The 20141-nt window shown below is 64.6% G+C and carries 18 protein-coding genes; 15 read left to right on the top strand and 3 right to left on the bottom strand.

Annotated elements, in window-relative coordinates; all coding sequences use genetic code 11:
- Positions 1 to 7: 7 nt before the first annotated feature.
- The 3 genes from mlaD to ACFPPB_RS11010 are packed head-to-tail and all read left to right on the top strand — an operon-like array spanning position 8 to position 1895.
- On the top strand, positions 8 to 883 hold the full coding sequence (gene mlaD, locus ACFPPB_RS11020) for an outer membrane lipid asymmetry maintenance protein MlaD (RefSeq protein ID WP_377326984.1): 876 nt from the start codon (positions 8 to 10) through the stop codon (positions 881 to 883).
- Between the two features lie 29 nt (positions 884 to 912).
- Entirely contained in the window at positions 913 to 1590 is a 678-nt protein-coding gene (locus tag ACFPPB_RS11015; protein WP_377326982.1) for an MlaC/ttg2D family ABC transporter substrate-binding protein, read from the top strand.
- Complete coding sequence (locus tag ACFPPB_RS11010) at positions 1587 to 1895, top strand: STAS domain-containing protein (protein ID WP_377326980.1); 309 nt, start codon at positions 1587 to 1589, stop codon at positions 1893 to 1895. The genes ACFPPB_RS11015 and ACFPPB_RS11010 overlap by 4 nt, the downstream gene beginning before the upstream one ends.
- A gap of 76 nt (positions 1896 to 1971) precedes the next feature.
- Here ACFPPB_RS11010 and ACFPPB_RS11005 read toward each other — a convergent pair whose 3' ends face one another.
- Complete coding sequence (locus ACFPPB_RS11005) at positions 1972 to 2811, bottom strand: MlaA family lipoprotein (protein WP_377326978.1); 840 nt, start codon at positions 2809 to 2811, stop codon at positions 1972 to 1974.
- A gap of 237 nt (positions 2812 to 3048) precedes the next feature.
- Between ACFPPB_RS11005 and rpoZ the strand changes: the two genes are divergently transcribed.
- The 7 genes from rpoZ (at position 3049) to ACFPPB_RS10970 (ending at position 11302) form a co-directional block, all read left to right on the top strand.
- Positions 3049 to 3339, top strand: a complete 291-nt coding sequence (gene rpoZ / locus ACFPPB_RS11000; protein ID WP_007509529.1) for a DNA-directed RNA polymerase subunit omega — start codon at positions 3049 to 3051, stop codon at positions 3337 to 3339.
- Positions 3340 to 3456: 117 nt separating this feature from the next.
- A complete protein-coding gene (locus ACFPPB_RS10995) occupies positions 3457 to 5640 on the top strand; it encodes a RelA/SpoT family protein (RefSeq protein ID WP_377327114.1) in 2184 nt (727 codons plus the stop codon).
- 104 nt (positions 5641 to 5744) lie between these two features.
- Positions 5745 to 6128: a Rid family detoxifying hydrolase gene (locus tag ACFPPB_RS10990; protein WP_377326976.1), complete on the top strand. Its 384-nt coding sequence runs from the start codon at positions 5745 to 5747 to the stop codon at positions 6126 to 6128.
- Between the two features lie 95 nt (positions 6129 to 6223).
- On the top strand, positions 6224 to 8338 hold the full coding sequence (recG, locus tag ACFPPB_RS10985) for an ATP-dependent DNA helicase RecG (protein ID WP_377326974.1): 2115 nt from the start codon (positions 6224 to 6226) through the stop codon (positions 8336 to 8338).
- Between the two features lie 65 nt (positions 8339 to 8403).
- Positions 8404 to 9339 (top strand): nucleoside hydrolase, encoded by a 936-nt coding sequence (locus tag ACFPPB_RS10980; RefSeq protein WP_377326972.1) that lies wholly within the window; start codon positions 8404 to 8406, stop codon positions 9337 to 9339.
- Between the two features lie 117 nt (positions 9340 to 9456).
- Positions 9457 to 9711, top strand: a complete 255-nt coding sequence (locus tag ACFPPB_RS10975) for a type B 50S ribosomal protein L31 (protein ID WP_377326970.1) — start codon at positions 9457 to 9459, stop codon at positions 9709 to 9711.
- 295 nt (positions 9712 to 10006) lie between these two features.
- Positions 10007 to 11302 (top strand): citrate synthase, encoded by a 1296-nt coding sequence (locus tag ACFPPB_RS10970; protein ID WP_377326969.1) that lies wholly within the window; start codon positions 10007 to 10009, stop codon positions 11300 to 11302.
- Between the two features lie 87 nt (positions 11303 to 11389).
- Here ACFPPB_RS10970 and ACFPPB_RS10965 read toward each other — a convergent pair whose 3' ends face one another.
- Positions 11390 to 12061 carry a hypothetical protein gene (locus tag ACFPPB_RS10965; protein WP_377326967.1) on the bottom strand — a complete coding sequence of 224 codons (672 nt, stop codon included), beginning with the start codon at positions 12059 to 12061 and terminating at the stop codon, positions 11390 to 11392.
- A 70-nt stretch (positions 12062 to 12131) separates the two neighbouring features.
- Positions 12132 to 14654 (bottom strand): penicillin-binding protein 1A, encoded by a 2523-nt coding sequence (locus ACFPPB_RS10960; RefSeq protein ID WP_377326965.1) that lies wholly within the window; start codon positions 14652 to 14654, stop codon positions 12132 to 12134.
- Positions 14655 to 14906: 252 nt separating this feature from the next.
- On the opposite strand from ACFPPB_RS10960, the gene ACFPPB_RS10955 reads away from it, so the two are divergent.
- Genes ACFPPB_RS10955 through pilQ form a run of 5 tightly spaced genes read left to right on the top strand, consistent with a single transcriptional unit; the run spans position 14907 to position 20116 of the window.
- The gene (locus ACFPPB_RS10955; RefSeq protein WP_377326963.1) at positions 14907 to 15965 is read left to right on the top strand and encodes a pilus assembly protein PilM; all 1059 of its coding nucleotides are present in this window, start codon (positions 14907 to 14909) and stop codon (positions 15963 to 15965) included.
- The gene (locus ACFPPB_RS10950; protein WP_377326961.1) at positions 15965 to 16723 is read left to right on the top strand and encodes a PilN domain-containing protein; all 759 of its coding nucleotides are present in this window, start codon (positions 15965 to 15967) and stop codon (positions 16721 to 16723) included. The genes ACFPPB_RS10955 and ACFPPB_RS10950 overlap by 1 nt, the downstream gene beginning before the upstream one ends.
- The gene (locus ACFPPB_RS10945) at positions 16720 to 17379 is read left to right on the top strand and encodes a type IV pilus inner membrane component PilO (protein ID WP_377326959.1); all 660 of its coding nucleotides are present in this window, start codon (positions 16720 to 16722) and stop codon (positions 17377 to 17379) included. The genes ACFPPB_RS10950 and ACFPPB_RS10945 overlap by 4 nt, the downstream gene beginning before the upstream one ends.
- Positions 17379 to 17921, top strand: a complete 543-nt coding sequence (locus ACFPPB_RS10940; RefSeq protein ID WP_377326958.1) for a pilus assembly protein PilP — start codon at positions 17379 to 17381, stop codon at positions 17919 to 17921. Before ACFPPB_RS10945 ends, ACFPPB_RS10940 begins: the two co-directional genes overlap by 1 nt.
- A gap of 56 nt (positions 17922 to 17977) precedes the next feature.
- On the top strand, positions 17978 to 20116 hold the full coding sequence (gene pilQ, locus ACFPPB_RS10935; RefSeq protein WP_377326957.1) for a type IV pilus secretin PilQ: 2139 nt from the start codon (positions 17978 to 17980) through the stop codon (positions 20114 to 20116).
- The last annotated feature ends 25 nt before the right edge of the window (positions 20117 to 20141 follow it).

Raw genomic sequence — 20141 nt, 5'->3', positions numbered from 1 at the left:
TCGTGCCGTGAGCCAACCGAGAAGTTCCTATGCCGTCGGCACCGGCCTGTTCATCGTGCTGGGCTTTGCCGCGCTGGCTTATCTGGCCACCCAGACCAGCTCGGTGGCCAACGTGCGCCAGGGCGACAGCTACATCGTCGACACCCAGTTCACCAACATCGGCCAGCTCAAGGAGCGCGCGCCGGTGAAGATCGCCGGCGTTCGGGTCGGTCAGGTGAAGTCGATCACCTTGACGCCGGGCCACGAGGTGGCCGAAGTGAAGCTGTCGATCGACAAGACTTACGACAAGATTCCGCAGGATTCGGTGGCGACCATCTTCACCAGCGGCCTGCTCGGCGACCAGTACGTGGGCATCCAGTACGGCAGCGCAAAGCAGATGGTGGCGGCCGGAGGCACGCTGTCGCGGACCAAGTCGACCGAGCCGCTGGAAGAAATGCTGGGCAAGTTCTTCGGTGCGGGCAGCGTGGTCGACAATGTCGGCGGCAGCTATACGGTGAGGGCGGACTTCAGCAACGTGGGTTCGCTCTCGGCCGGTGCGCCGGTGAAGATGGCCGGCGTGGTGATCGGCAGCGTGCAGTCGGTGCATGCCGATCCGGTCAAGTTGAATGCGCAGGTCGTGCTGGCGATCGATAAACGCTACAACGCGATTCCGGACGATTCCTCCGCCGCGGTGTTCACCAGCGGTTTGATCGGCACCCAGTATGTTGCGATCCAGCCCGGCGGCTCGCCTGACGCGCTCAAGGACGGCGACGAGATGATCCTGACCCAGTCCGCGATGCAGCTGGAGGATCTGATCGGCAAGTTCCTGGTCAACGGTTCGCCCAACGACAAGAAAGACGCCGGCAACGGCAAACCATCCGATACCCCCGCCGGCAAACATTGAGCCGGTTCTGTTTGCTGAAGGAGTTATTCATGTTGCGCAGACTGGCACTGGCCACCGCCCTCGCGTTCGGCACTGTCGTAGCCGCCCCTGCATTCGCCCAGGCGGCCGCCGCGCCGGCCACGGCCGGACAGGCCCAGACACCCGTACAGATCGTGCAGGGCATTGCCGATCAGCTGGCATCGGCGATCGAGGGGCATCGTGACGAGCTGAAGCACAATCAGGAAAAACTGATCAACATCATCGACGAAGTGTTCCTGCCGCACTTCGACATCGACTATGCCTCGATCCTGGTGCTCGGCCAGCATGCCCGCGAAGCCACCCCGGAGCAGCGCGAGCGCTTCGCCAAGGCGTTCTACAATTCGATCACGCACCGCTATGCCGAGGGTCTGCTCAATTATTCCCGCGGCCGGGTCAAGGTGCTGCCGTTCAATGGCGACCTCAACGACAAACGCACCATGGTGCGTACCCAGGTGGTGCTGGACGACGGCAAGCTGGTGTCGATCGACTACGCGTTCCGCAAGAGTCGCAGCGGCGACTGGAAGGCCTACGACGTGGTCATCGAAGGTATTTCCTACGTCACCAACTACCGCAACCAGGTGGATGCCGAGATCCGCAAGGTCGGCATCGAGCAGTTGATCAAGAACCTCGAAACCCAGGGCGAACAGGCGCTGGAGACGATGGCCAAGGACAACAAGGACGCGAAGTGAGCGTCGCCGCCGAGCCCCGGTTCCTACTGGATACCGGCACACCGGGGACGCTCGGCGTGAGCGGCGTGTTGAGTTTCGATACGGCGGCAGCGGCGTTGCGGGCGATCCAGTCCGCGTTAGCCACGGGCAGCGTGGCGCGGCTCGACCTGACGGGTATCCGCCAGAGCGACAGCGCCGGTCTTGCCTGCGTGCTGGCCGTCGCGGCCGAAGCCCGTCGGCGCGGACAGGCCTTGCAAGTCGTCCAGATGCCGGCCGGCATGCGGGTGCTGGCGCAGGTCTGCGAGGTCGAACCTCTGCTCGCCTGATCCTTCATCGGCCAGGCCGCAACAACAGAAAGGGGCCATATGGCCCCTTTCTTGTGTCACGGCATCAGTGAAGGCATCAGTGCGATTGCGGCTGGTTGGTCGTCTTGTCCGGATGCTTGTTTTCCCACTGGTGCTGCTGATCCAGCAGCTCGTCGGGATCGAAATTCTTGTCGTCCAGGCCCTGCATCTGCTGGATGAGCTCGGCCGGCGGGTTGCCGTCGTAGATCGCGTACAGGCGCTGTTGCCGGTACGCATCGCGAAGGAACACGTAAGGATCGTAAGCGGACTTCAGGAAGCTCTCCGCGTCGATTGCGCGCGAACGCAAGGTCACCAGATACATCGCCTGCGGCAGATACTCCAGGCCGTTGTAATCATGGTTGCTGGCATACAGGCTCAATGGATCGAAGAAGTAGCTGTCGACCGGCAGGTGCCAGATATCGCGGGCGGTGCTGGGGCCGAAGAACGGTAACATCAGGAAATCGCCTTCGGGTGCGCCCCAGCGTGCCAGGGTAATGCCGAAGTCGTTGTCTTCCAGCGGCAGTCCGAGCTGGCTGGCCGGATCGAAGAAGCCGCCGATGCCCAGGGTCAGGTTGACCAGGAACCGGCTCGTGCTCTGCAGCGCCTGCTTCGGACGTGCCTGCAGCAGGTCGTTGGCGACCGTGATCGGCATCCGGATGTTGGTGAAGAAATCGCTGAACGAGCGACGCAGCGGGGGCGTGGTCACCTTGCGGTAGCCGACCGCGACCGGGCGGACCACCGCCTTGTCCACCGCGTCGTTGAATTTGTAGGCGCCCCGGTTGTATTTCTCCAGCGGGTCGTCGGTGCGTGGCTTGGCGATCGTGCAGCCTGCCAGCAGGGCGACCGCGAGCACGGGCAACCATCGGCTCAGTGAGGGAAGTCGAAACAGTGAGGGCATGGGTGCGGGGGATTCGCGTCGAAGGGCGGTATAAGTGTACCGTCTGGTTTTATATCTTGCACGGCTTTCCGTGTGCTTTCGCCGTCGGGAACGCGAGATCCATTCAACGCAGGCGGCGCGATGCGGTGACGATCCGAGCGCAGCCCGCCATGATACGCGTTGCCCGCATTGCCAGCAAAGCACCCGCTGGCTACACTGTCAGACCATATAAGTCATTTTTTTCTTTAAGGATTTCGCATGGCACGTATTACCGTGGAAGACTGCCTAGAGGTGGTCGATAACCGTTTCGAACTGGTGCTGATGGCAACCAAGCGCGCGCGCCAGCTGGAGAAGGGCGCCGAGCCGGCAGTCAATCCCGATCACGACAAGCCGACCGTGCTGGCACTGCGCGAGATCGCGGCCCGCCGCATCGACCAGGCCACGATCGATCAGATCGACAAGGCCGAGCGCGAGCGCGCCGAGCGCGAAGCGCTGGAGTGGGCCGCGGCCGAGGTCGATGACGATCTGTCCAAGGGCGGCGACGACTGATGGACGACGGCTGCTGTAGAACGCGCGACTGCTGCACCGGCTGGCCCGGTGCGATGGCCTGCGCGCGTCCGGCAGCCACGTGCCATAGCCGCATCGGTGACGAGGTGGGCGCCTGAGCTGGCGCCAATTCCGATGACAGCGGCGACCCATTCCGCGTCGGTCGATCCATCCGCGTTGCCGCCGTATGTGCTGGCACTGAAAGAACGCATTGCCTACTTGCCCGACGCGCAGGTCGAGCGCGTGCTGCGAGCCTTCCAGATCGGCGCGCAGGCGCATGCCGGCCAGGAGCGCAAGAGCGGCGAACCGTACATCACCCATCCGGTGGCGGTGGCGGGGATCCTGGCCGAACTGGGGCTGGATGCCGAAACGATCATTGCGGCGATCCTGCACGACACCCTGGAAGATACCGAGCTCAGCCGCGAAGCGCTGGCCGCCGAGTTCGGCGAGGTGGTGGCCGAGCTGGTCGATGGCGTCACCAAGCTGGACAAGATGCGCTTCGGCAGTCGCCAGGAAGCCGATGCGGAGAGTTTCCGCAAGATGCTGCTGGCGATGGCGCGCGACCTGCGCGTGATCCTGATCAAGCTGGCCGACCGCCTGCACAACATGCGCACGCTCGGCGCCAAGGATGCCGCCTCGCGCCGCCGTATCGCGCGCGAAACGCTGGAAATCTTCGCGCCGATCGCGCAGCGGCTGGGCATGAACAAATTCAAGGCGGAGCTGCAGGACCTGGGCTTTCGGGCGCTCTACCCCGATCGCTACCGGGTGATCAGCGAGCGCATCCGCGCGGCAATCGGCAACCGTCGCGAGGCGATGGGCAAGATCGAGGCGGCGCTGTCGGCGCGACTCAATGCCGATCATCTGCAGAACCGTGTGGTCGGCCGCATCAAATCGCCGTGGAGCATCTATTCAAAGATGCACGGCGAGCACAAGAGTTTCGCCCAGTTGATGGATGTCTACGGTTTTCGCGTGGTCGTCGACAGCGCGATGAGCTGTTACATGGCGCTGGGCGTCGTGCACGCGCTGTACAAGCCGGTGGACAAGCGCTTCAAGGATTTCATCGCGATTCCGAAGGCGAACGGCTACCAGTCGCTGCATACCGTATTGCTGGGGCCGTTCGGCGCGCCGATCGAGGTGCAGATCCGCACCGCCGAGATGGAGTCGGTGGCCGAAAGCGGCGTCGCCGCGCATTGGGCGTACAAGACCGAAAGCGGCCCGGCCAACAGTGCGCAGGCGCGCGCGCGCGAATGGCTGTCGTCGCTGGCGGACAGTTCGGCGCACACCGTCTCGTCGTCGGAGTTCATCGAGAACGTCAAGATCGACCTGTTCCCGGACGAGGTCTACCTGTTCACTCCGCGCGGCCACATCCTGTCGCTGCCGCGCAATGCCACCGCGCTGGACTTCGCCTACGCCGTGCATACCGACGTCGGCGACCATGCGGTGGCGGCGCGGGTGGACAAGAAACTGCTGCCGCTGCGCACGCGGCTGGAGTCGGGCCAGCTGGTGGAGATCATCACCGCGCCATCGGCGGTGCCGAATCCGGCGTGGCTCGAAGTGGTGGTCACCGGCAAGGCGCGTATCGCGATCCGGCAGTACCTGAAACACCTGCAGCACGAGGACGCGGTCGACTTCGGCCACCGCATGCTCGACCGCGCGCTGGACGCACAGGGCAGCAGCCTGGACGGCATCCCTGCCGCCGTGCTGGATCGATTCCTGGAAACCTCCAAGCTCAAGCGGCTGGAGGAGCTGTTGTCCGATATCGCGCTGGGCAATCGCATGCCCGACGTGGTCGCCAGCCAGCTGCTGGCGTCGCGCGGCAAGAAGGCCGGCGGCAAGCGGCAGGCGTCGCCGCATGCGCACGAGAAGATCCGCATTACCGGTGCCGAGCGCGGCGTACTCAGTTTCGCCAACTGCTGCCATCCGCTGCCGGGCGACGACATCATCGGTTACCTGTCGTCGGGCAAGGGCATCGTGGTCCATCGCGAGGAATGCCCCAATGTCGCCGAGCTGCGCAAGTCGCCGGAGCGCTGCGTGGCGATCGAGTGGGACCGCGACGTGCAGGGCGACTACCGGGCGGAGCTGCGCATCGAAGTGATCAACCGCCCCGGCGTGCTGGCCACCGTGGCCGCGGCGATCGCCGCCGCCGACTCGAACATCGACAATGTGGAATACGTCGAGCGCGACGCCGCCGCCGCCACTCTGCTGTTCGCGATGGAAGTGAAGAACCGCAAGCACCTGGCTGACGTGATCCGTCGCGTGCGCCGTACCGGCGTGGTCAGCGGGGCGCACCGATATCCGCTGTAGGAGCGCACCCTGTGCGCGAAAAGGTTTGGCGTAGCCGCTCCGTCGGCTTTTCGCGCACAGGGTGCGCTCCTACAATCATGTCTTTCCCCGTGCGAGGTTTCCCCATGTCCCGCAACATCATCGCCACCGAACTGGCGCCGGCCGCGATCGGCCCGTATTCGCAGGCTGTGCGCGCCGGCAATACCGTGTATTTCTCCGGGCAGATTCCGCTCGATCCGGTCACCGCGTCGATGGTCGACGGCGACATCACGATGCAGGCGCGGCGGGTGTTCGACAACCTCACCGCGGTGGCGCAGGCCGCCGGCGGTTCGCTGGCGCAGATCGTGCGCGTTGGCATCTATGTCACCGATCTGGCCAATTTCGCGGCCGTCAATGCGGTGATGGCGGAATACTTCCAGCCGCCTTATCCGGCGCGCTCGACCATCGAGGTGTCGGGGTTGCCGAAGGCGGCACAGGTCGAAGTGGACGCGGTGATGGTGCTGCCGTGACCGGGATGATCTGATTTTCCGCGCGGCCCGCACCGACGGCCGGCGTCGGTATCCGGCTTACGATGCGAGACGATGCTCGGTTAGGCTTGCACGTCATGGCCGCCCGCACCGTTCGTCCTGCTCCCTCCGCTGATACCGACCCGGGCATGGCACCGGTCGGTGCGCTGCCCGGTGTCGGCCCCGCTTTGGTCGCGGCACTGGCGCGGCTGGGCCTGGAACGGGTGCAGGACCTGTGGTTTCACCTGCCACTGCGCTACGAGGACAAGACCCGGGTCACCGCCATCGCCGATTTGCGCGTCGGCGAACGGGCGCAGGTCGAGGGCGTGGTAGAGGCGGTCGAACGCGGCTTTCGCTATCGCCCGCAGTTGAAGGTAGCGATCGGAGACGTCAGCCGGCAGACCTTGTTGCTGCGTTTTTTCCATTTCAACCGGGTGCAGGCCGAACAGCTGTCGCCAGGCACCCGTCTGCTTTGCTACGGCGAGGTGCGGCATGGAGCGCAAGGGCTGGAAATGGTGCATCCCACCTACCAGCGTCTGGGTGCCGACGAGACGGTCAATGTCGACGAGTTGCTCAGCCCGGTGTATCCGACCACCGAAGGGCTGGGCCAGAAGCGGCTGGCGGGCGCGATCGGCAAGGCGATGGCGCTGCTGCCGCCGGCCGAACGGCTGGAGCTGATTCCGCCCGAACTGTGCGCCGAGCACGGCCTCACCTCATTGCGTGACGCGCTGCTGTATGTGCATCGGCCGCCACCGGACGCGCATCTGGGGCAGCTCATGCTGGGCCGGCATCCGGCGCAACAGCGGCTGGCGTTCGAGGAGCTGCTGACCCAGCATCTGAGCCTGAAGCGCATGCGCGCCGCGGTGCGTCGCCGGCATGCGCCGAAGCTGGGCGGCGATGGCGGCTTGCGCGCGCGATTGCTGGGCGGACTGCCATTCCAGCTGACCGCGGCCCAGCAGCGCGTCAGTGCAGAAGTGGCTCGGGACCTGGCGCAGGCCAAGCCGATGCTGCGGCTGGTGCAGGGCGATGTTGGCAGCGGCAAGACGGTGGTCGCCGCGCTGGCCGCGCTGGCCGCGGTGGAAGCAGGCCATCAGGTGGCCTTGATGGCGCCGACCGAGCTGCTCGCCGAGCAGCATCTGCACAATTTCCGGCATTGGCTCTGCCCGCTCGGCATCGAGGTGGCATGGTTGGCCGGCAAGGTGACTGGCAACGCGCGCAAGTTGGCGCTGGAGCGGGTCGCCGCCGAGGCGGCGGTGGTGATCGGCACGCATGCGTTGATGCAGGAAGGGGTGGCGTTTGCGCGGCTCGGGCTGGTGATCGTCGACGAACAGCATCGCTTCGGCGTGCAGCAGCGGCTCGCCTTGCGCGACAAGGGTAAGGATGGCCAGCTGGTGCCGCATCAGCTGGTACTGACCGCCACGCCGATCCCGCGCACGCTGGCGATGAGCGCGTACGCCGATCTGGATGTCTCCTCGATCGACGAGCTGCCGCCGGGCCGCACGCCGGTGCAGACCATCGCGATCTCGAATGCACGGCGGCTGGAGGTGATCGAGCGCATCCACGCGGCCTGCGCCGAGGGACGCCAGGCATATTGGGTGTGCACGCTGATCGAGGAATCCGAACAGCTGCGCGCGCAGGCGGCCGAAGTGGCGCACGCCGAACTGTCCGCCGCGTTGAGCGGATTCCGGATCGGCCTGATTCACGGCCGCATGAAACCCAAGGAGAAGCAGGCGGTGATGGACGCGTTCAAGGCCGGCGAACTGGCCGTGCTGGTGGCGACCACGGTGATCGAGGTCGGGGTGGACGTGCCCAGGGCCAGCCTGATGGTGATCGAGAACAGCGAGCGGCTCGGCCTGGCCCAGCTGCATCAGCTGCGCGGCCGGGTCGGCCGCGGCGCGCTAGCTTCCAATTGCGTGCTGCTGTATCAGCCGCCGCTGGGCCAGCTGGCGCGCGAGCGGCTGCAGGTGATGCGCGACACCAACGACGGTTTCCGCATCGCCGAAAAGGACCTGGAGCTGCGCGGTCCCGGCGAAGTGCTAGGTACCCGCCAGACCGGCCAGCTCAGTTTCCGCATCGCCGACCTGACCCGCGACGCGCATCTGCTGCCGGCGGTGCAACAGGTCGGCGAACACATGTTGAAGGAACATCCGCGGCAGACCGAGCAGTTGATCGAGCGCTGGATCGGCGGCGCCGCGCGCTTCGTGCATGCGTGAGGCACGGCTATCCGCCATGTCCGTTCCGCTAAGCTAGTCCATTGCACCGAGCCGACCTCTATTTCATGAGCAAACCGCAACTCCTGATCGATACCGATCCCGGCGTGGACGACGCGCTGGCGATCCTGATGGCGCATGCGCATGCCGACATCGCCGGCCTGAGCATCGCCGCCGGCAACGTGGGACTCGACCATACCGTGCGCAATGCGCGTGTCTTGCTCGATCTGCTGGGCAGCACGGCGCCGGTGTTCGCCGGGTGTGCCACGCCGCTGGTGCGTGCGGCGGAGGAGGACGCCGCATTCGTGCATGGCACGGACGGTTTCGGCGATATCGGTTTTCCGGAACCGAAGGCTACGCTGTCGGCCGAGTCGGCAGCACTGGCCTTGCTGCGGCTGACCCGCGAGCGTCCTGGCAAACTCACACTGGTGGCGCTGGCGCCATTGACCAACCTGGCGCTGGCGCTGCGGCTGGACCCCAGCTTGCCCGAGCGGGTCGCGCGGCTGGTCGTGATGGGCGGTGCGGTGACCGGCCATGGCAACACCGGCAGGGTGCCGGCCGAGTTCAATATCGGTTTCGACCCGGAGGCGGCGCACGTGGTATTCGAAGCGTTCCCTTCATTCGACCTGGTCGACTGGGAGGCGACCTTGCGGCATGCCTTCGACGATGCCGAATTCGATGGCTGGCTGGCGGCCGGCGACCGGCGCGCGGACTTCTTCGGAAGGGTCGTCGCGACGGCGCGCCAGTACAACGCGAAGCGCGATCGCCGTGGCTTGATCGCTGCCGACGCGTTGGCGATGGCGGTGGCGATCGATCCGGCTATCGTCACCCGCCGGGAGACGCGTGCGGTGGCGGTGGAGCTGGACGGCCGGTTGACTCGCGGCGCCACGGTGGTCGACTGGGCCGCGCGGCTGGGCCGTCCGGCACAGGCGAATATCGTGCTGGAAGTGGATCATGCACGCTTTTCCGCCATGGTACGGCGCGCCCTGGGTGCGCAAGGCTGAAGCGCGTGTGGGCTCGCGCTGGCACTCCGGTCCGGCGTTTGAATGAGCGCAGGCTTGCGGCGGCGGTCAATTTCTCGTTACAATGCCGCTCTTTTCACCACCGCTTTAGAGCCTGTCATGAAGCCTGCTATCCATCCGAACTATAACCCGGTGGTGTTCCAGGACCTGTCGTCCGACTTCTCGTTCCTGACCAAGTCGACCATGTCCAGCAAGGAAACCATCAAGTGGGAAGACGGCAATGAGTACCCGCTGATCAAGGTGGATATCTCCAGCCATTCGCACCCGTTCTACACCGGCAAGCAGAAGTCGCTGGACGTGGGTGGCCGCGTCGACAAGTTCCGCCGCCGCTATGCGGGCACGGTCAAAGAGTAAGCGACGCTCTCGACCGGTGCGTCGTGCCGGTCGACCAGGGTGCCGATTCGAAGATCCGGAATCGAAAGCGCGGGGCAAGTGCAGACTTGCCCCGCGCTTTTTCGTGCCCGGGATTCGACCATTCGCCATCGAATGTGGATGGAGCCTTGTGCGATAATGGGCGGTGAGCTGACGCCATGGCGTCCGTCGCATCGCATGTTGCTTTCCCCAATGTTCGGTGCCAGACATTCCCTCGCCGGGCGGCGCCGTTATGGCGGTCGCCGCCTGGCGACGACCCACATGTAAGGAGGTTTCCGTGTCCGAATCCAAGATCGTCAAGCTGGTGGATGAGTCGAGCAACCGCAGCAGCGAGCTGCCGCTGATCAGCGGCACGCTCGGCCCCGCATGCATCGACATCGGCACGCTGTACAAGGACACCGGTCACTTCACCTACGACCCGGGTTACGGCAGCACCGCCAGCACCAAGAGCGCGATCACCTATATCGACGGCGACCAGGGCGTGCTGCTGTATCGCGGCTACCCGATCGAGCAGCTGGCGCAGAAGTCCGGCTTCCTCGAGGTGTCCTACCTGCTGCTCAACGGCGAGTTGCCGAACAAGGCGCAGTTCGAGGGTTTCGAGCACGACATCACGCATCACACGATGATGCACGAGGCGCAGAAGAACTTCTTCCATGGCTTCCACCATGACGCGCATCCGATGGCGATGCTTGCCGCGGCGGTCGCCTCGTTGTCGGCGTTCTACCACGACGACCTCAACGTGGATGACCCGGCCGACCGCAAGCTGGCCGCGATCCGCCTGATCGCCAAGATGCCGACGATCGCCGCCGCCTGCTACCGCTATTCGATCGGCTGGCCGATGCGCTATCCGCGCAACAACCTGGAGTACGTCGACCGCTTCCTGCACATGATGTTCGAGGTGCCGAGCGAGCCGCTGCAGATGAACCCTGTCGCCGCCAGGGCGCTGGATCTGCTGTTCATCCTGCACGCCGACCACGAGCAGAACGCGTCTACCTCGACCGTGCGCCTGGTCGGATCGACCGGCGCCAATCCGTACGCGTCGATCGCCGCCGGCATCACCGCTCTGTGGGGCCCGGCGCATGGCGGCGCCAACGAGGCCGTGCTCAAGCAGCTCAAGGAAATCGGTACGCCGGACAAGGTCGAGACCGCGGTCAAGCGCGCCAAGGACAAGAACGACAGCTTCCGCCTGATGGGCTTCGGTCATCGCGTGTACAAGAATTTCGATCCGCGCGCGAAGATCATCCGCGAGATGTGCCACAAGGTGCTGGCCGAGCTGGGTGTCAACGATCCGCTGCTCGACGTGGCGATGAAGCTGGAAGAGGCGGCGCTGAAGGACGATTACTTCGTCGAGCGCAAGCTGTACCCGAACGTCGATTTCTACTCCGGCATCATCTACAAGGCGCTGGGCATTCCGACCGAGATGTTCACCGTGATGTTCGCGATCGCACGCACCTCCGGCTGGATCGCGCACTGGATCGAGCAGCACGAAACGCCCGGATCGCGGATCGGTCGCCCGCGCCAGATCTATACCGGCGCCGACGTGCGCGACTACGTGCCGACCGCCAAGCGCTGACCCGGCACCACGACGCGTCCGACAGCAAAACGCCCCGCCCTGGACCGGGGCGTTTGCCTTTGCGACGGGGTGGCGGGCTGATCCGGTTCAGCGCAACGCGGCGCTCAGTCGCTGATCGAAGTCTTCGCCGGAGCTCTCGTCTAGCAGGATTTCCACCTGGGCCAGCGTGGCGCGGCGCATCGGCCGATCGTCGGTCCGGTTGAGCGGCGCCTGGCGCAGCGCGTCTCGCGGCAGCACGGTGAGATCGAACGGCAGCTCGTCGGCGGCAAACAGCAGGACCGGATACTCGGGCTGATCGTCGCGGCTGTTGCGCAGCCGACGGGTCTGCGTCTCGAACGGTACGCCGTGATCGTGCAGATAAAGCGTGACCGCGTCGGGGTCGTCGCTGAACACATGCAGGCATACCGCGGAGTGCGCATCGGCGGTGCCTTCCAGCACGGCACCGACCAGGCGCGGCTCGAACGCGGCGAGAAAGCGCATCGCCTCGACCGCAGCCTCGCGTCGTTGCCGCAACAACTGCGGCTGGCTGTCGGCGAGAAACAGGCGCTGGTGTTCACGCAGCGCCTGCTGGATCTCCAGATTGCGCGGCAACGCCTGCGTTTCGAGGATGCCCAGTCGCTCGGCCGCCTTCAGCTTGGCATGGTGAAAGTCGCGGATGCCGTGCTCGCTCATCAGGCGTGCGGCTTCCTGGGCGATGCGCATGCGATTGCGCTGCAACCGGTCATGCGCGTGGATGCGGTGATGTTCGCCTCGAGACATGGCGCGCTCCTCATCGATCGGTGGATGGCAGCGAGGGTGGAGGCCGCAGTGCCCGGACCGCCTCGCTGGTTCAGAAGATGTCGTAGGCGTGCTGCTGATCCTGCTCCTTCTGCTGGGCGGCCTGACTGCGTAGCCGGTCGACATCTTCCACCTTGAAGATTTCGTTCATGCTGTCCGGATCATCGGGGGTGGTAGGCAGCCCGTTCTGGCGATTGATCAGTACCGTACTGATTCCCGGCGGCATCGGCAACGTGCTTGGCGGCAGGCCCTTCAGAGCCGCGCCCATGTAATCCATCCAGATCGGAAGCGCCGCCTTGGCGCCAAACTCGCCCTGGCCCAGCGAGGTGTAGTCGTCGAAACCGACCCAGACCGCGGTCGAAAGGTCGCCGTTGAAACCGACGAACCAGGCGTCGCGATGATCGTTGGTCGAGCCGGTCTTGCCGGCGAGGTCGTCGCGACCCAGCGCCTTGGCGGCGAAACCGGTGCCGCGCAGGATCACGTCCTTCATCAGCGAGGTGACCAGGTAGTCGTTGCGCGCCTCGATCACCAGCGGGGCGAGTACCGGCGGATGCGCGTCGTCGCCATGCACGTCGGCCGGCAGGACGGCTTCGCCGATGCCGTCGACGCTGCCGGAGCTTGCCGGCGCGCTGGCGCCGGTCAGGTTGTTGGCCGGCGTCGACAGCATATTGGCGGGCGGCGGGCCGGGCGGACGCGAATCGAGCAAGCGTTCCTGGCAGCTGCGGCAGGCGCGCGCGGGATTCGCCACGTAGACGGGCTTGCCGCTGCGATCGTCGATCTCGTGGATGAAATACGGCGTGACCAGGTAGCCGCCATTGGCGAACACCGCATAGCCGCGGGCCATGCTCATCGGCGACACCGACGCAGTGCCCAGCGCCATCGACAAGTTGGCCGGGATCGCATCGAGCGAGAAGCCGAAGCGGGTGGCGTACTCGCGCGCATAGCGCACACCGATCGCGTCGAGCAGGCGCACCGAAACCAGGTTCTTCGATTGCACGAGTGCTTCGCGCAGGCGCATCGGGCCGGCGAATTTGTTGTCGTCGTTGGACGGCGTCCACAAGCCATTCGGCTTCGACGGATCGGGCAGCGCCAGTGGCGCGTCGTTGATGATCGAGGAAGGCGTGAAGCCGCGCTCGAAGGCGGCCGAGTACAGGTACGGCTTGAAGCTCGAACCGGGCTGGCGTGCCGCCATCACCGCGCGGTTGAACTTGCTGCGCACGAAGTTGAAGCCGCCGACCAGCGCCTGGATCGCGCCGTCTTCCGGATTGATCGAGGTCAGTGCCGCCTGCGCGGCCGGAATCTGCGCAAGCTGCCACTCGCCCTTTTCGTCGCGCGCAAGCCGGATGATGTCGCCGCGCTTGAGCACGCTGCTGACGCTGGTTGGCGCGGCGCCGACGCGGTCGTCGCCGACATGCGGGCGCGCCCAGCTCATCGCAGCCAGGTCGAGGATCACGTTTTCGTGGCTGGGCAGGTAGATCGTCGCCTGTTTGGCATCGCTGGCGATGACAAGTCCGGGCAGCAAGCCGGAAACATTGTTGTAGCTGGACAGCAGGTTGTCGTAATCCGCCGCCCTGGCATCCGCCGGCAGTTCCTGATGGGCTTCCGGGCCGCGCCAGCCATGCCGGTGATCGTAGGTGATCAGGCCGTCGCGCAAGGCTTCCACAGCCATCTGCTGGTTCTTGCTCTGCAACGTGGTCTTGACCACATAGCCTTCGGTGAGCGCGTCGTTGCCGAACCGGTCGAGTACCTGCCGTCGCACCATCTCCGCCAGATAGGGCGCATCCACTTCGATCGGCTGTTCGTGCGGATAGGCGCGGTTCGGCTCGGCAATGGCCTGCTCGTACATCGCCTTGGTGATGTAGTTGTGCCGCAGCATTTCGCTCAGCACCCAGTTACGGCGGGCGATCCCGCGCTTAGGGTTGTTGATCGGGTTGACCATCGAAGGCAACTGGAAGGTCGAGGCGATCATGGCGCATTCGGCCACGGTCAGCTGGTCCAGCGTCTTGCCGTAGTAATACTCCGCCGCGGCGGCCACGCCGTACGAGCGGTGGCCGAGGAACATCTTGTTGAGATACAGCTCGAGGATCTGATCCTTGCTGAGTTCATGCTCGATGCGCAGCGCGATGAATATCTCGGTGATCTTGCGCGAGTACAGCTTCTCCGGGCTCAGGAAAATGTTGCGCGCCACTTGCTGGGTGATCGTCGAGCCACCGGGACCCTTGTCGCCGCCCGTCGCTATGACGTGCCAGCCGGCGCGGGCGATGCCACGCCAGTCCACCCCGGGATGGTGGTAGAAATCCGCGTCCTCGGCCGACAGCACCGCGTGCTTGAGCCGGTCCGGCACGTTCTCGATGGCCACCGGAATGCGCCGCGTCTCGCCGAAGCTGGCGATCAGCTTGCCGTCGGCGCTCAGGACGCGCAGCGGCACCTGCATGTGGTAGTCCTTCAGGTCCGCCACCGAGGGGAGTCTGGGGGCCATCAGCCAGTACGCCACGCTAACTGCGACAACTGCCAGGAGCAAACCGGAAAAGGCCAGGATCAATGCCCAGCGCAACAAACGCTTGAAAATTCGCATGGTGTGGGGATAGCGAGACCTGAGTCAAAACATGGCAGAGTATAGATGTAGCAGTATTCGGCACATGCGGCAGGGTTGGCCAAAGCAAGGGTCGCGCCACTTGAGGTGATTCCGCAATTGTGTTGGACATCACGTCAATTACTTGAGAAAGTTCCTGTAGACCGTTGCCATTACATTAATTTTTCGATTTAATGCCATTGCGCACCCCGCCAGGATTCTGGCTACGGGCGTCAGCGGCAAGGGGGAAACACCGTGGGGCTCTTTACACCCAAGAAGCCGGCGCTGATTGGTGTCGACATCAGTTCGACTGCCGTCAAGCTGCTGCAGCTAAGCCAAGTGGGCGGCCGCTATCGCGTCGAGCATTACGCGGTCGAGCCGCTGCCACCCAATGCCGTGGTCGAAAAGAACATCGTCGAGGTCGAGGCGGTGGGCGAGGCGATCCGCCGCGCGCTGGCGCGTTCCGGCTCCAAGCTCAAGCACGGAGCCGCGGCGGTGGCCGGATCGGCCGTGATCACCCGCATCATTCCGATGACCGGCGATCTTTCCGACGACGACTTGGAAGGCCAGATCCAGGTCGAGGCGAACCAGTACATTCCCTACCCGATCGACGAAGTCAGCCTCGACTACGAGGTGATCGGTCCGGTACGTGACAACCCCGACATGAATAACGTGCTGCTGGCGGCTTCGCGTACCGAGAACGTCGACATGCGCGTGGCGGCGCTGGATCTGGGCGGCATCACCGCCAGCGTGATCGACGTCGAGGCCTTCGCGATGGAGAACGCGTTCGCGATGGTCGCCGACCAGCTCAACGTCAGCCGCGATGCGCTGGTCGCCGTGGTCGACATCGGCGCCACCATGACCACCCTGTCGGTGCTGCGCAATCAGCGCACCATCTATTCGCGCGAGCAGGTTTTCGGCGGCAAGCAATTGACCGATGAAATCATGCGCCGCTTCGGGCTTTCCTATGAGGAAGCCGGCCGCGCCAAGCGCAAAGGCGGCCTGCCCGAGTCCTACGAGACCGAGGCGCTGGAGCCGTTCAAGGAATCGCTGATCCAGCAGATCAGCCGGCTGCTGCAGTTCTTCTTTGCCGGTAGCGAATACAGCAAGGTCGATCAGGTGGTGCTGGCCGGTGGTTGCGCCTCGATCGAAGGATTGGGCCCGATGCTGGAAGAACAGCTCGGGGTGCCCTGTGTCGTCGCCAATCCGCTGGCCCGCATGTCGTTGTCGCCGCGGGTGCAGGCGCAGTCGCTGGCGCAGGATGCTCCGGCCCTGATGATCGCGGTCGGCCTCGCCCTGAGGAGCTTCGACTGATGGCACACGTCAACCTACTTCCGTGGCGCGCCGAACGGCGCAAGCAACGCGAGCGAGAGTTCTACATGCAGCTGGTCGCCGCCTTCGTGGTGGCGCTGGGCGTGCTGCTGCTGTGGATATTCTGGATGGATCAGCGCATCGACAACCAGAACGAGCGCAACGCGTATCTGCAGACCGAAATCAAGCAACTCGACGTGCGCATCGCCAAGATCAAGGACCTAGAAAAAGTGCGTGAGCATCTGCTGGCGCGCAAGCAGATCATCGAGCAATTGCAGGCGGACCGCTCGCAGATGGTGCACCTGTTCGACGAACTGGTGAAGACGATTCCTTCCAGCGCGCGCCTGACCGGGCTGAAACAGAACGGGCAGTCCATGTCGCTCGATGGCGTGGCGCAGTCCAACGCCAGCGTCGCCGAATACATGCGCAATGTCGAAAGCTCGCCGTGGATGGGTCATACCGACCTGCGCAAGACTGAAAACACCCATGATGCCACCCGCATGCCGTACACCTTCGGGCTGGACGTGACGCTGAGCCGACCCAAGACGGCGGACGAGGCCGACGCCGGCAAGGTGCCGGTGCTGCCCGCCGGTACCGGTTCCAGCGCGCCGCCGGCAGGGGCTGCCTCCGCAACGTCCGCCAGCGCCGCCAAGGCAATGACCGCCGTACCCGCGAAGCCCGCCGATGCAGCAGCGAAACGGGCCGCGCCGGGAGGCAAGCCGGTAAGTGCGTCAGCTGCCACGGTAGGAACCAAGCCATGAAGTTCCTCGACGATATCCGCAACCTCGACCGCAACAACGTCGGCGGCTGGCCGCAGTCGGTCAAGGTGTTTTTCACCGGGCTGCTGTGCGCCGTGGTACTGCTGATCGGCTGGTATTTCTTTGTCAGCGGCCAGCAGGACACCTTGACGACGCTGGCCGGCAAAGAGGACCAGCTCAAGCAGGAGTTCTCGACCAAGCAGGCCAAGTCGGTCAATCTGGAAGCGCTGCAACAGCAGCTCGACGAGATGCAGGACATGCTGCGCCAGCTGCTGCGCCAGCTGCCCAGCAAGACCGAGATGCCCGAGTTGCTGGTCGACATTTCGCAGACCGCGCAGTCGGCGGGACTGGAAAGCGACCTGTTTCAGCCGGGTCCGGAAACTCCGAAGGATTTCTACGCGGAGAAGCCGATCACGCTGCGCATGACCGGTACGTATCACCAGTTCGGTACCTTCATCAGCGGCGTGGCTTCGCTGCCGCGGGTGGTGATCCTGACCTTGCACGACGTCTCGCTGACTCCAAAAACGCCAAGCAAGAACGGCACTGCGAGCGGGCAACTCGTGCTGCAGGGCACCGTGAAGACTTACCGCTACCTGGACGAAGAAGAAAGCGCAGCGGCAACAGCCGGTGGCAAAGGCAAGGCGAGGGGAGCGAAATGATGAACAAGTTTGCTCCCGTCAAACCGGCATCCATGGCGCGGATCCTGCTGATGCTGGGTGTCGCACTGGTGCTTGGCGGTTGTACCCGGGGTATGTCGGACCTGCGCGACTGGGTTGCGCAGGAAAAGGCCAAGAAGGGCGCGCCGATCCAGGCGCTGCCGGTGATCAAGACCTTCGAGACGTTCAAGTACGACGATCAGGATCGACGCGATCCCTTCAGTCCGAGTACGGCCGAGCTGCAGACCAATACCGCGACCAGTGGTCCGCGGCCGGACGCCAATCGCGCCAAGCAACCCCTGGAGATGTTCGCACTGGACAGCCTCAAGATGGTCGGCACGGTCGGCGTCGGCGCGAACATGGAGGTGTTGATCAAAGACCCGGGTGGCGTGATCCATCGCGTCCATGTCAACGAATACATGGGGCAGAACTACGGGCATGTCACCGCGATCAGCGAAGACCATATCGACCTGGTCGAGCTGATATCCAACGGTAATGGTGGCTGGATGGAACGTCCCGCCAGCATCGCGCTCGACGCGAAATAGGAAATACAGGGGCTGATGCAATGACCAACCAAATCCAATCCGTCCGGGGCCGTGTCATGCGCCATGCGATCCGTTACACGTTGATGGGCCTGCTGGTCGCCGGCGCCACCTGGGCCGGCGCAGCGATGGCAGCGACCACCACGCTGAAGAACATTAGCTACGACGCACTGCCTGGCGGCAGCGTCGAGCTGCATATGGACTTCAACGGACCGGTGCCGCAACCGAAGATATTCACCACCGGCAATCCGCCGCGGATCGCGGTCGACTTCGCCGACACCGACAATGCTGCCGCGCGGCATCTCGATATCGGCAAGGGCTCGACTTCCGGCGTATCCGCGGTAGCCGCCGGCGGGCGTACCCGCGTCGTGGTCGAGTTGATGCGCGAATCGAGCTACCGCTCGCGGGTCGAAGGCAACAGCCTGGTACTTACCGTCAACAACGGCGGCACGGATCAGTCGGTGACCACGGCTTCCACCATCGATCCGACCAAGGCGCTGCCGTCTTCGTCGAACGGCCCGGCGATCTCCAATATCGATTTCCGCCGCGGCCCGAACGGCGAGGGCCGCGTGCTGGTCAGCTTCAGCGGTGCCGGCGCGAATGCCGAGATGACCCGCAAGGGCGACATGGTGCTGGTCAACATCGATCACGCGAATCTGCCGCCCAATCTCGCCCAGCGCCTGGATACGCTGGATTTCGCCACGCCGGTGCAATCCATCGTCACGCGCGCCGGCACGGGCGGCGGTGCCCGCCTGGAGATCGCGGTCAAGGGCGATGTCGAGACCTCGGCCTATCAGACCGCCGACCAGTACGTGGTCGAAGTGGCGCCGAAGAAAGCCGCAGCCAAGGATGAAAAGCTGGCCAGGCTGGGTCAGGAGCCGAGCTATAGCGGCAAGCGCGTCACCTTCAATTTCCAGGACATCCCGGTACGTTCGGCACTGCAGCTGATCGCCGATATTTCCGGACTCAATCTGGTGGCATCGGACAGCGTCGGCGGCAGCGTCACCCTGCGGTTGGTCAATGTGCCATGGGATCAGGCGCTGGACGTGATCCTGCGCGCGAAGAGCCTGGACAAGCGCCGCAACGGCAACGTGGTCTGGGTTGCGCCGCAGGCCGAGCTGGCCAAGTACGAGCAGGATCTGGCCGACGCCAAGCTGAAGGCGCAGGACACCGCCGAGCTGGTCACCGACTACGTGCCGATCAGCTACGGCAAGGCGGCGGATATCGCCAAGCTGCTGACCAGCGGGAGCCTGCAGGGCGGTGGCGGCAGTGGCGGTGCCAATACCCAGCGCGGCTTCCTGTCGCCGCGCGGCAGCGTGTCCTTCGACGTGCGCACCAATACGCTGCTGCTCAACGACACGCCGGAAAAGATCAAGCAGATTCGCGACGTGATCGCGGTGCTGGACAAGCCGGTGCAGCAGGTGCTGATCGAGTCGCGCATCGTGGTTGCCACCGACGACTTCACGCGTGACCTGGGCGCCAAGTTCGGCATCAACGGCAAGGTGAACAACACGCAGTTCCAGAATGCCGCCACGGCAACGCCGGCGTTGACCGCCGGTCTCGGCGGAGGCAACGTCACATCGGGCGGTTTGAACGTCAACTTGCCGGCCACAGGGGCGACCAGCACCTTCGGCCTGGCCATCCTCGGCGCCAACTACGCGCTCGACCTGGAGCTTTCCGCCGCGCAGACCGAGGGTCGCGGCGAAGTGATCTCCAGTCCGCGCGTGATCACCGCCAATCAGCAGGAAGCGGTGATCCGCCAGGGCCAGGAAATCGGCTACGTCACGTTCCAGAACAGCGCCGGCGGCGGCGCGGGCAGCGGCACTGCCACGGTGCAATTCAAGGATGCCGTGCTGGAGTTGAAGGTGACTCCGACGATCACCGCCGACAACCGCGTCTACCTGATGATCAACGTCAAGAAGGATGCGCTGGCCGGTTATGTGGACGCCCCTGGCAGCGGCAAGATCCCGACCATCGATACCCGCGAGATCAACACGTCGGTGCTGGTGGACAACGGTCAGACCGTCGTGCTGGGCGGCATCTACGAAATCAACAAGTCCAATACGATCAGCAAGGTGCCCGGCCTGGGCGATATTCCGGGCATCGGCATCCTGTTCCGCAACACCAGCCGCTCCAATACCAAGGCCGAGCTGCTGATTTTCGTGACGCCGCGCATCCTCAGCGATACGTTGCAATAAGCTGCCGTGCACCGCGATTGAAAGA

It is taken from the genome of Rhodanobacter terrae (genome assembly GCF_042657005.1).
In the GTDB taxonomy this organism is placed as follows: Bacteria; Pseudomonadota; Gammaproteobacteria; order Xanthomonadales; family Rhodanobacteraceae; genus Rhodanobacter; species Rhodanobacter terrae.
The sequence above is the reverse complement of the archived record's forward strand: the minus strand, read 5'-3'. Positions and strand labels throughout refer to the sequence as shown.

Coding starts and splice junctions, on each gene's coding strand:
- ACFPPB_RS11015 (WP_377326982.1), top strand. CDS start 913: ATGTTGCGCAGACTGGCACTGGCCACCGCCCTCGCGTTCGGCACTGTC.
- ACFPPB_RS11005 (WP_377326978.1), bottom strand. CDS start 2,811: ATGCCCTCACTGTTTCGACTTCCCTCACTGAGCCGATGGTTGCCCGTG.
- rpoZ (WP_007509529.1), top strand. CDS start 3,049: ATGGCACGTATTACCGTGGAAGACTGCCTAGAGGTGGTCGATAACCGT.
- ACFPPB_RS10990 (WP_377326976.1), top strand. CDS start 5,745: ATGTCCCGCAACATCATCGCCACCGAACTGGCGCCGGCCGCGATCGGC.
- recG (WP_377326974.1), top strand. CDS start 6,224: ATGGCCGCCCGCACCGTTCGTCCTGCTCCCTCCGCTGATACCGACCCG.
- ACFPPB_RS10980 (WP_377326972.1), top strand. CDS start 8,404: ATGAGCAAACCGCAACTCCTGATCGATACCGATCCCGGCGTGGACGAC.
- ACFPPB_RS10975 (WP_377326970.1), top strand. CDS start 9,457: ATGAAGCCTGCTATCCATCCGAACTATAACCCGGTGGTGTTCCAGGAC.
- ACFPPB_RS10965 (WP_377326967.1), bottom strand. CDS start 12,061: ATGTCTCGAGGCGAACATCACCGCATCCACGCGCATGACCGGTTGCAG.
- ACFPPB_RS10960 (WP_377326965.1), bottom strand. CDS start 14,654: ATGCGAATTTTCAAGCGTTTGTTGCGCTGGGCATTGATCCTGGCCTTT.
- ACFPPB_RS10950 (WP_377326961.1), top strand. CDS start 15,965: ATGGCACACGTCAACCTACTTCCGTGGCGCGCCGAACGGCGCAAGCAA.
- ACFPPB_RS10945 (WP_377326959.1), top strand. CDS start 16,720: ATGAAGTTCCTCGACGATATCCGCAACCTCGACCGCAACAACGTCGGC.
- ACFPPB_RS10940 (WP_377326958.1), top strand. CDS start 17,379: ATGAACAAGTTTGCTCCCGTCAAACCGGCATCCATGGCGCGGATCCTG.
- pilQ (WP_377326957.1), top strand. CDS start 17,978: ATGCGCCATGCGATCCGTTACACGTTGATGGGCCTGCTGGTCGCCGGC.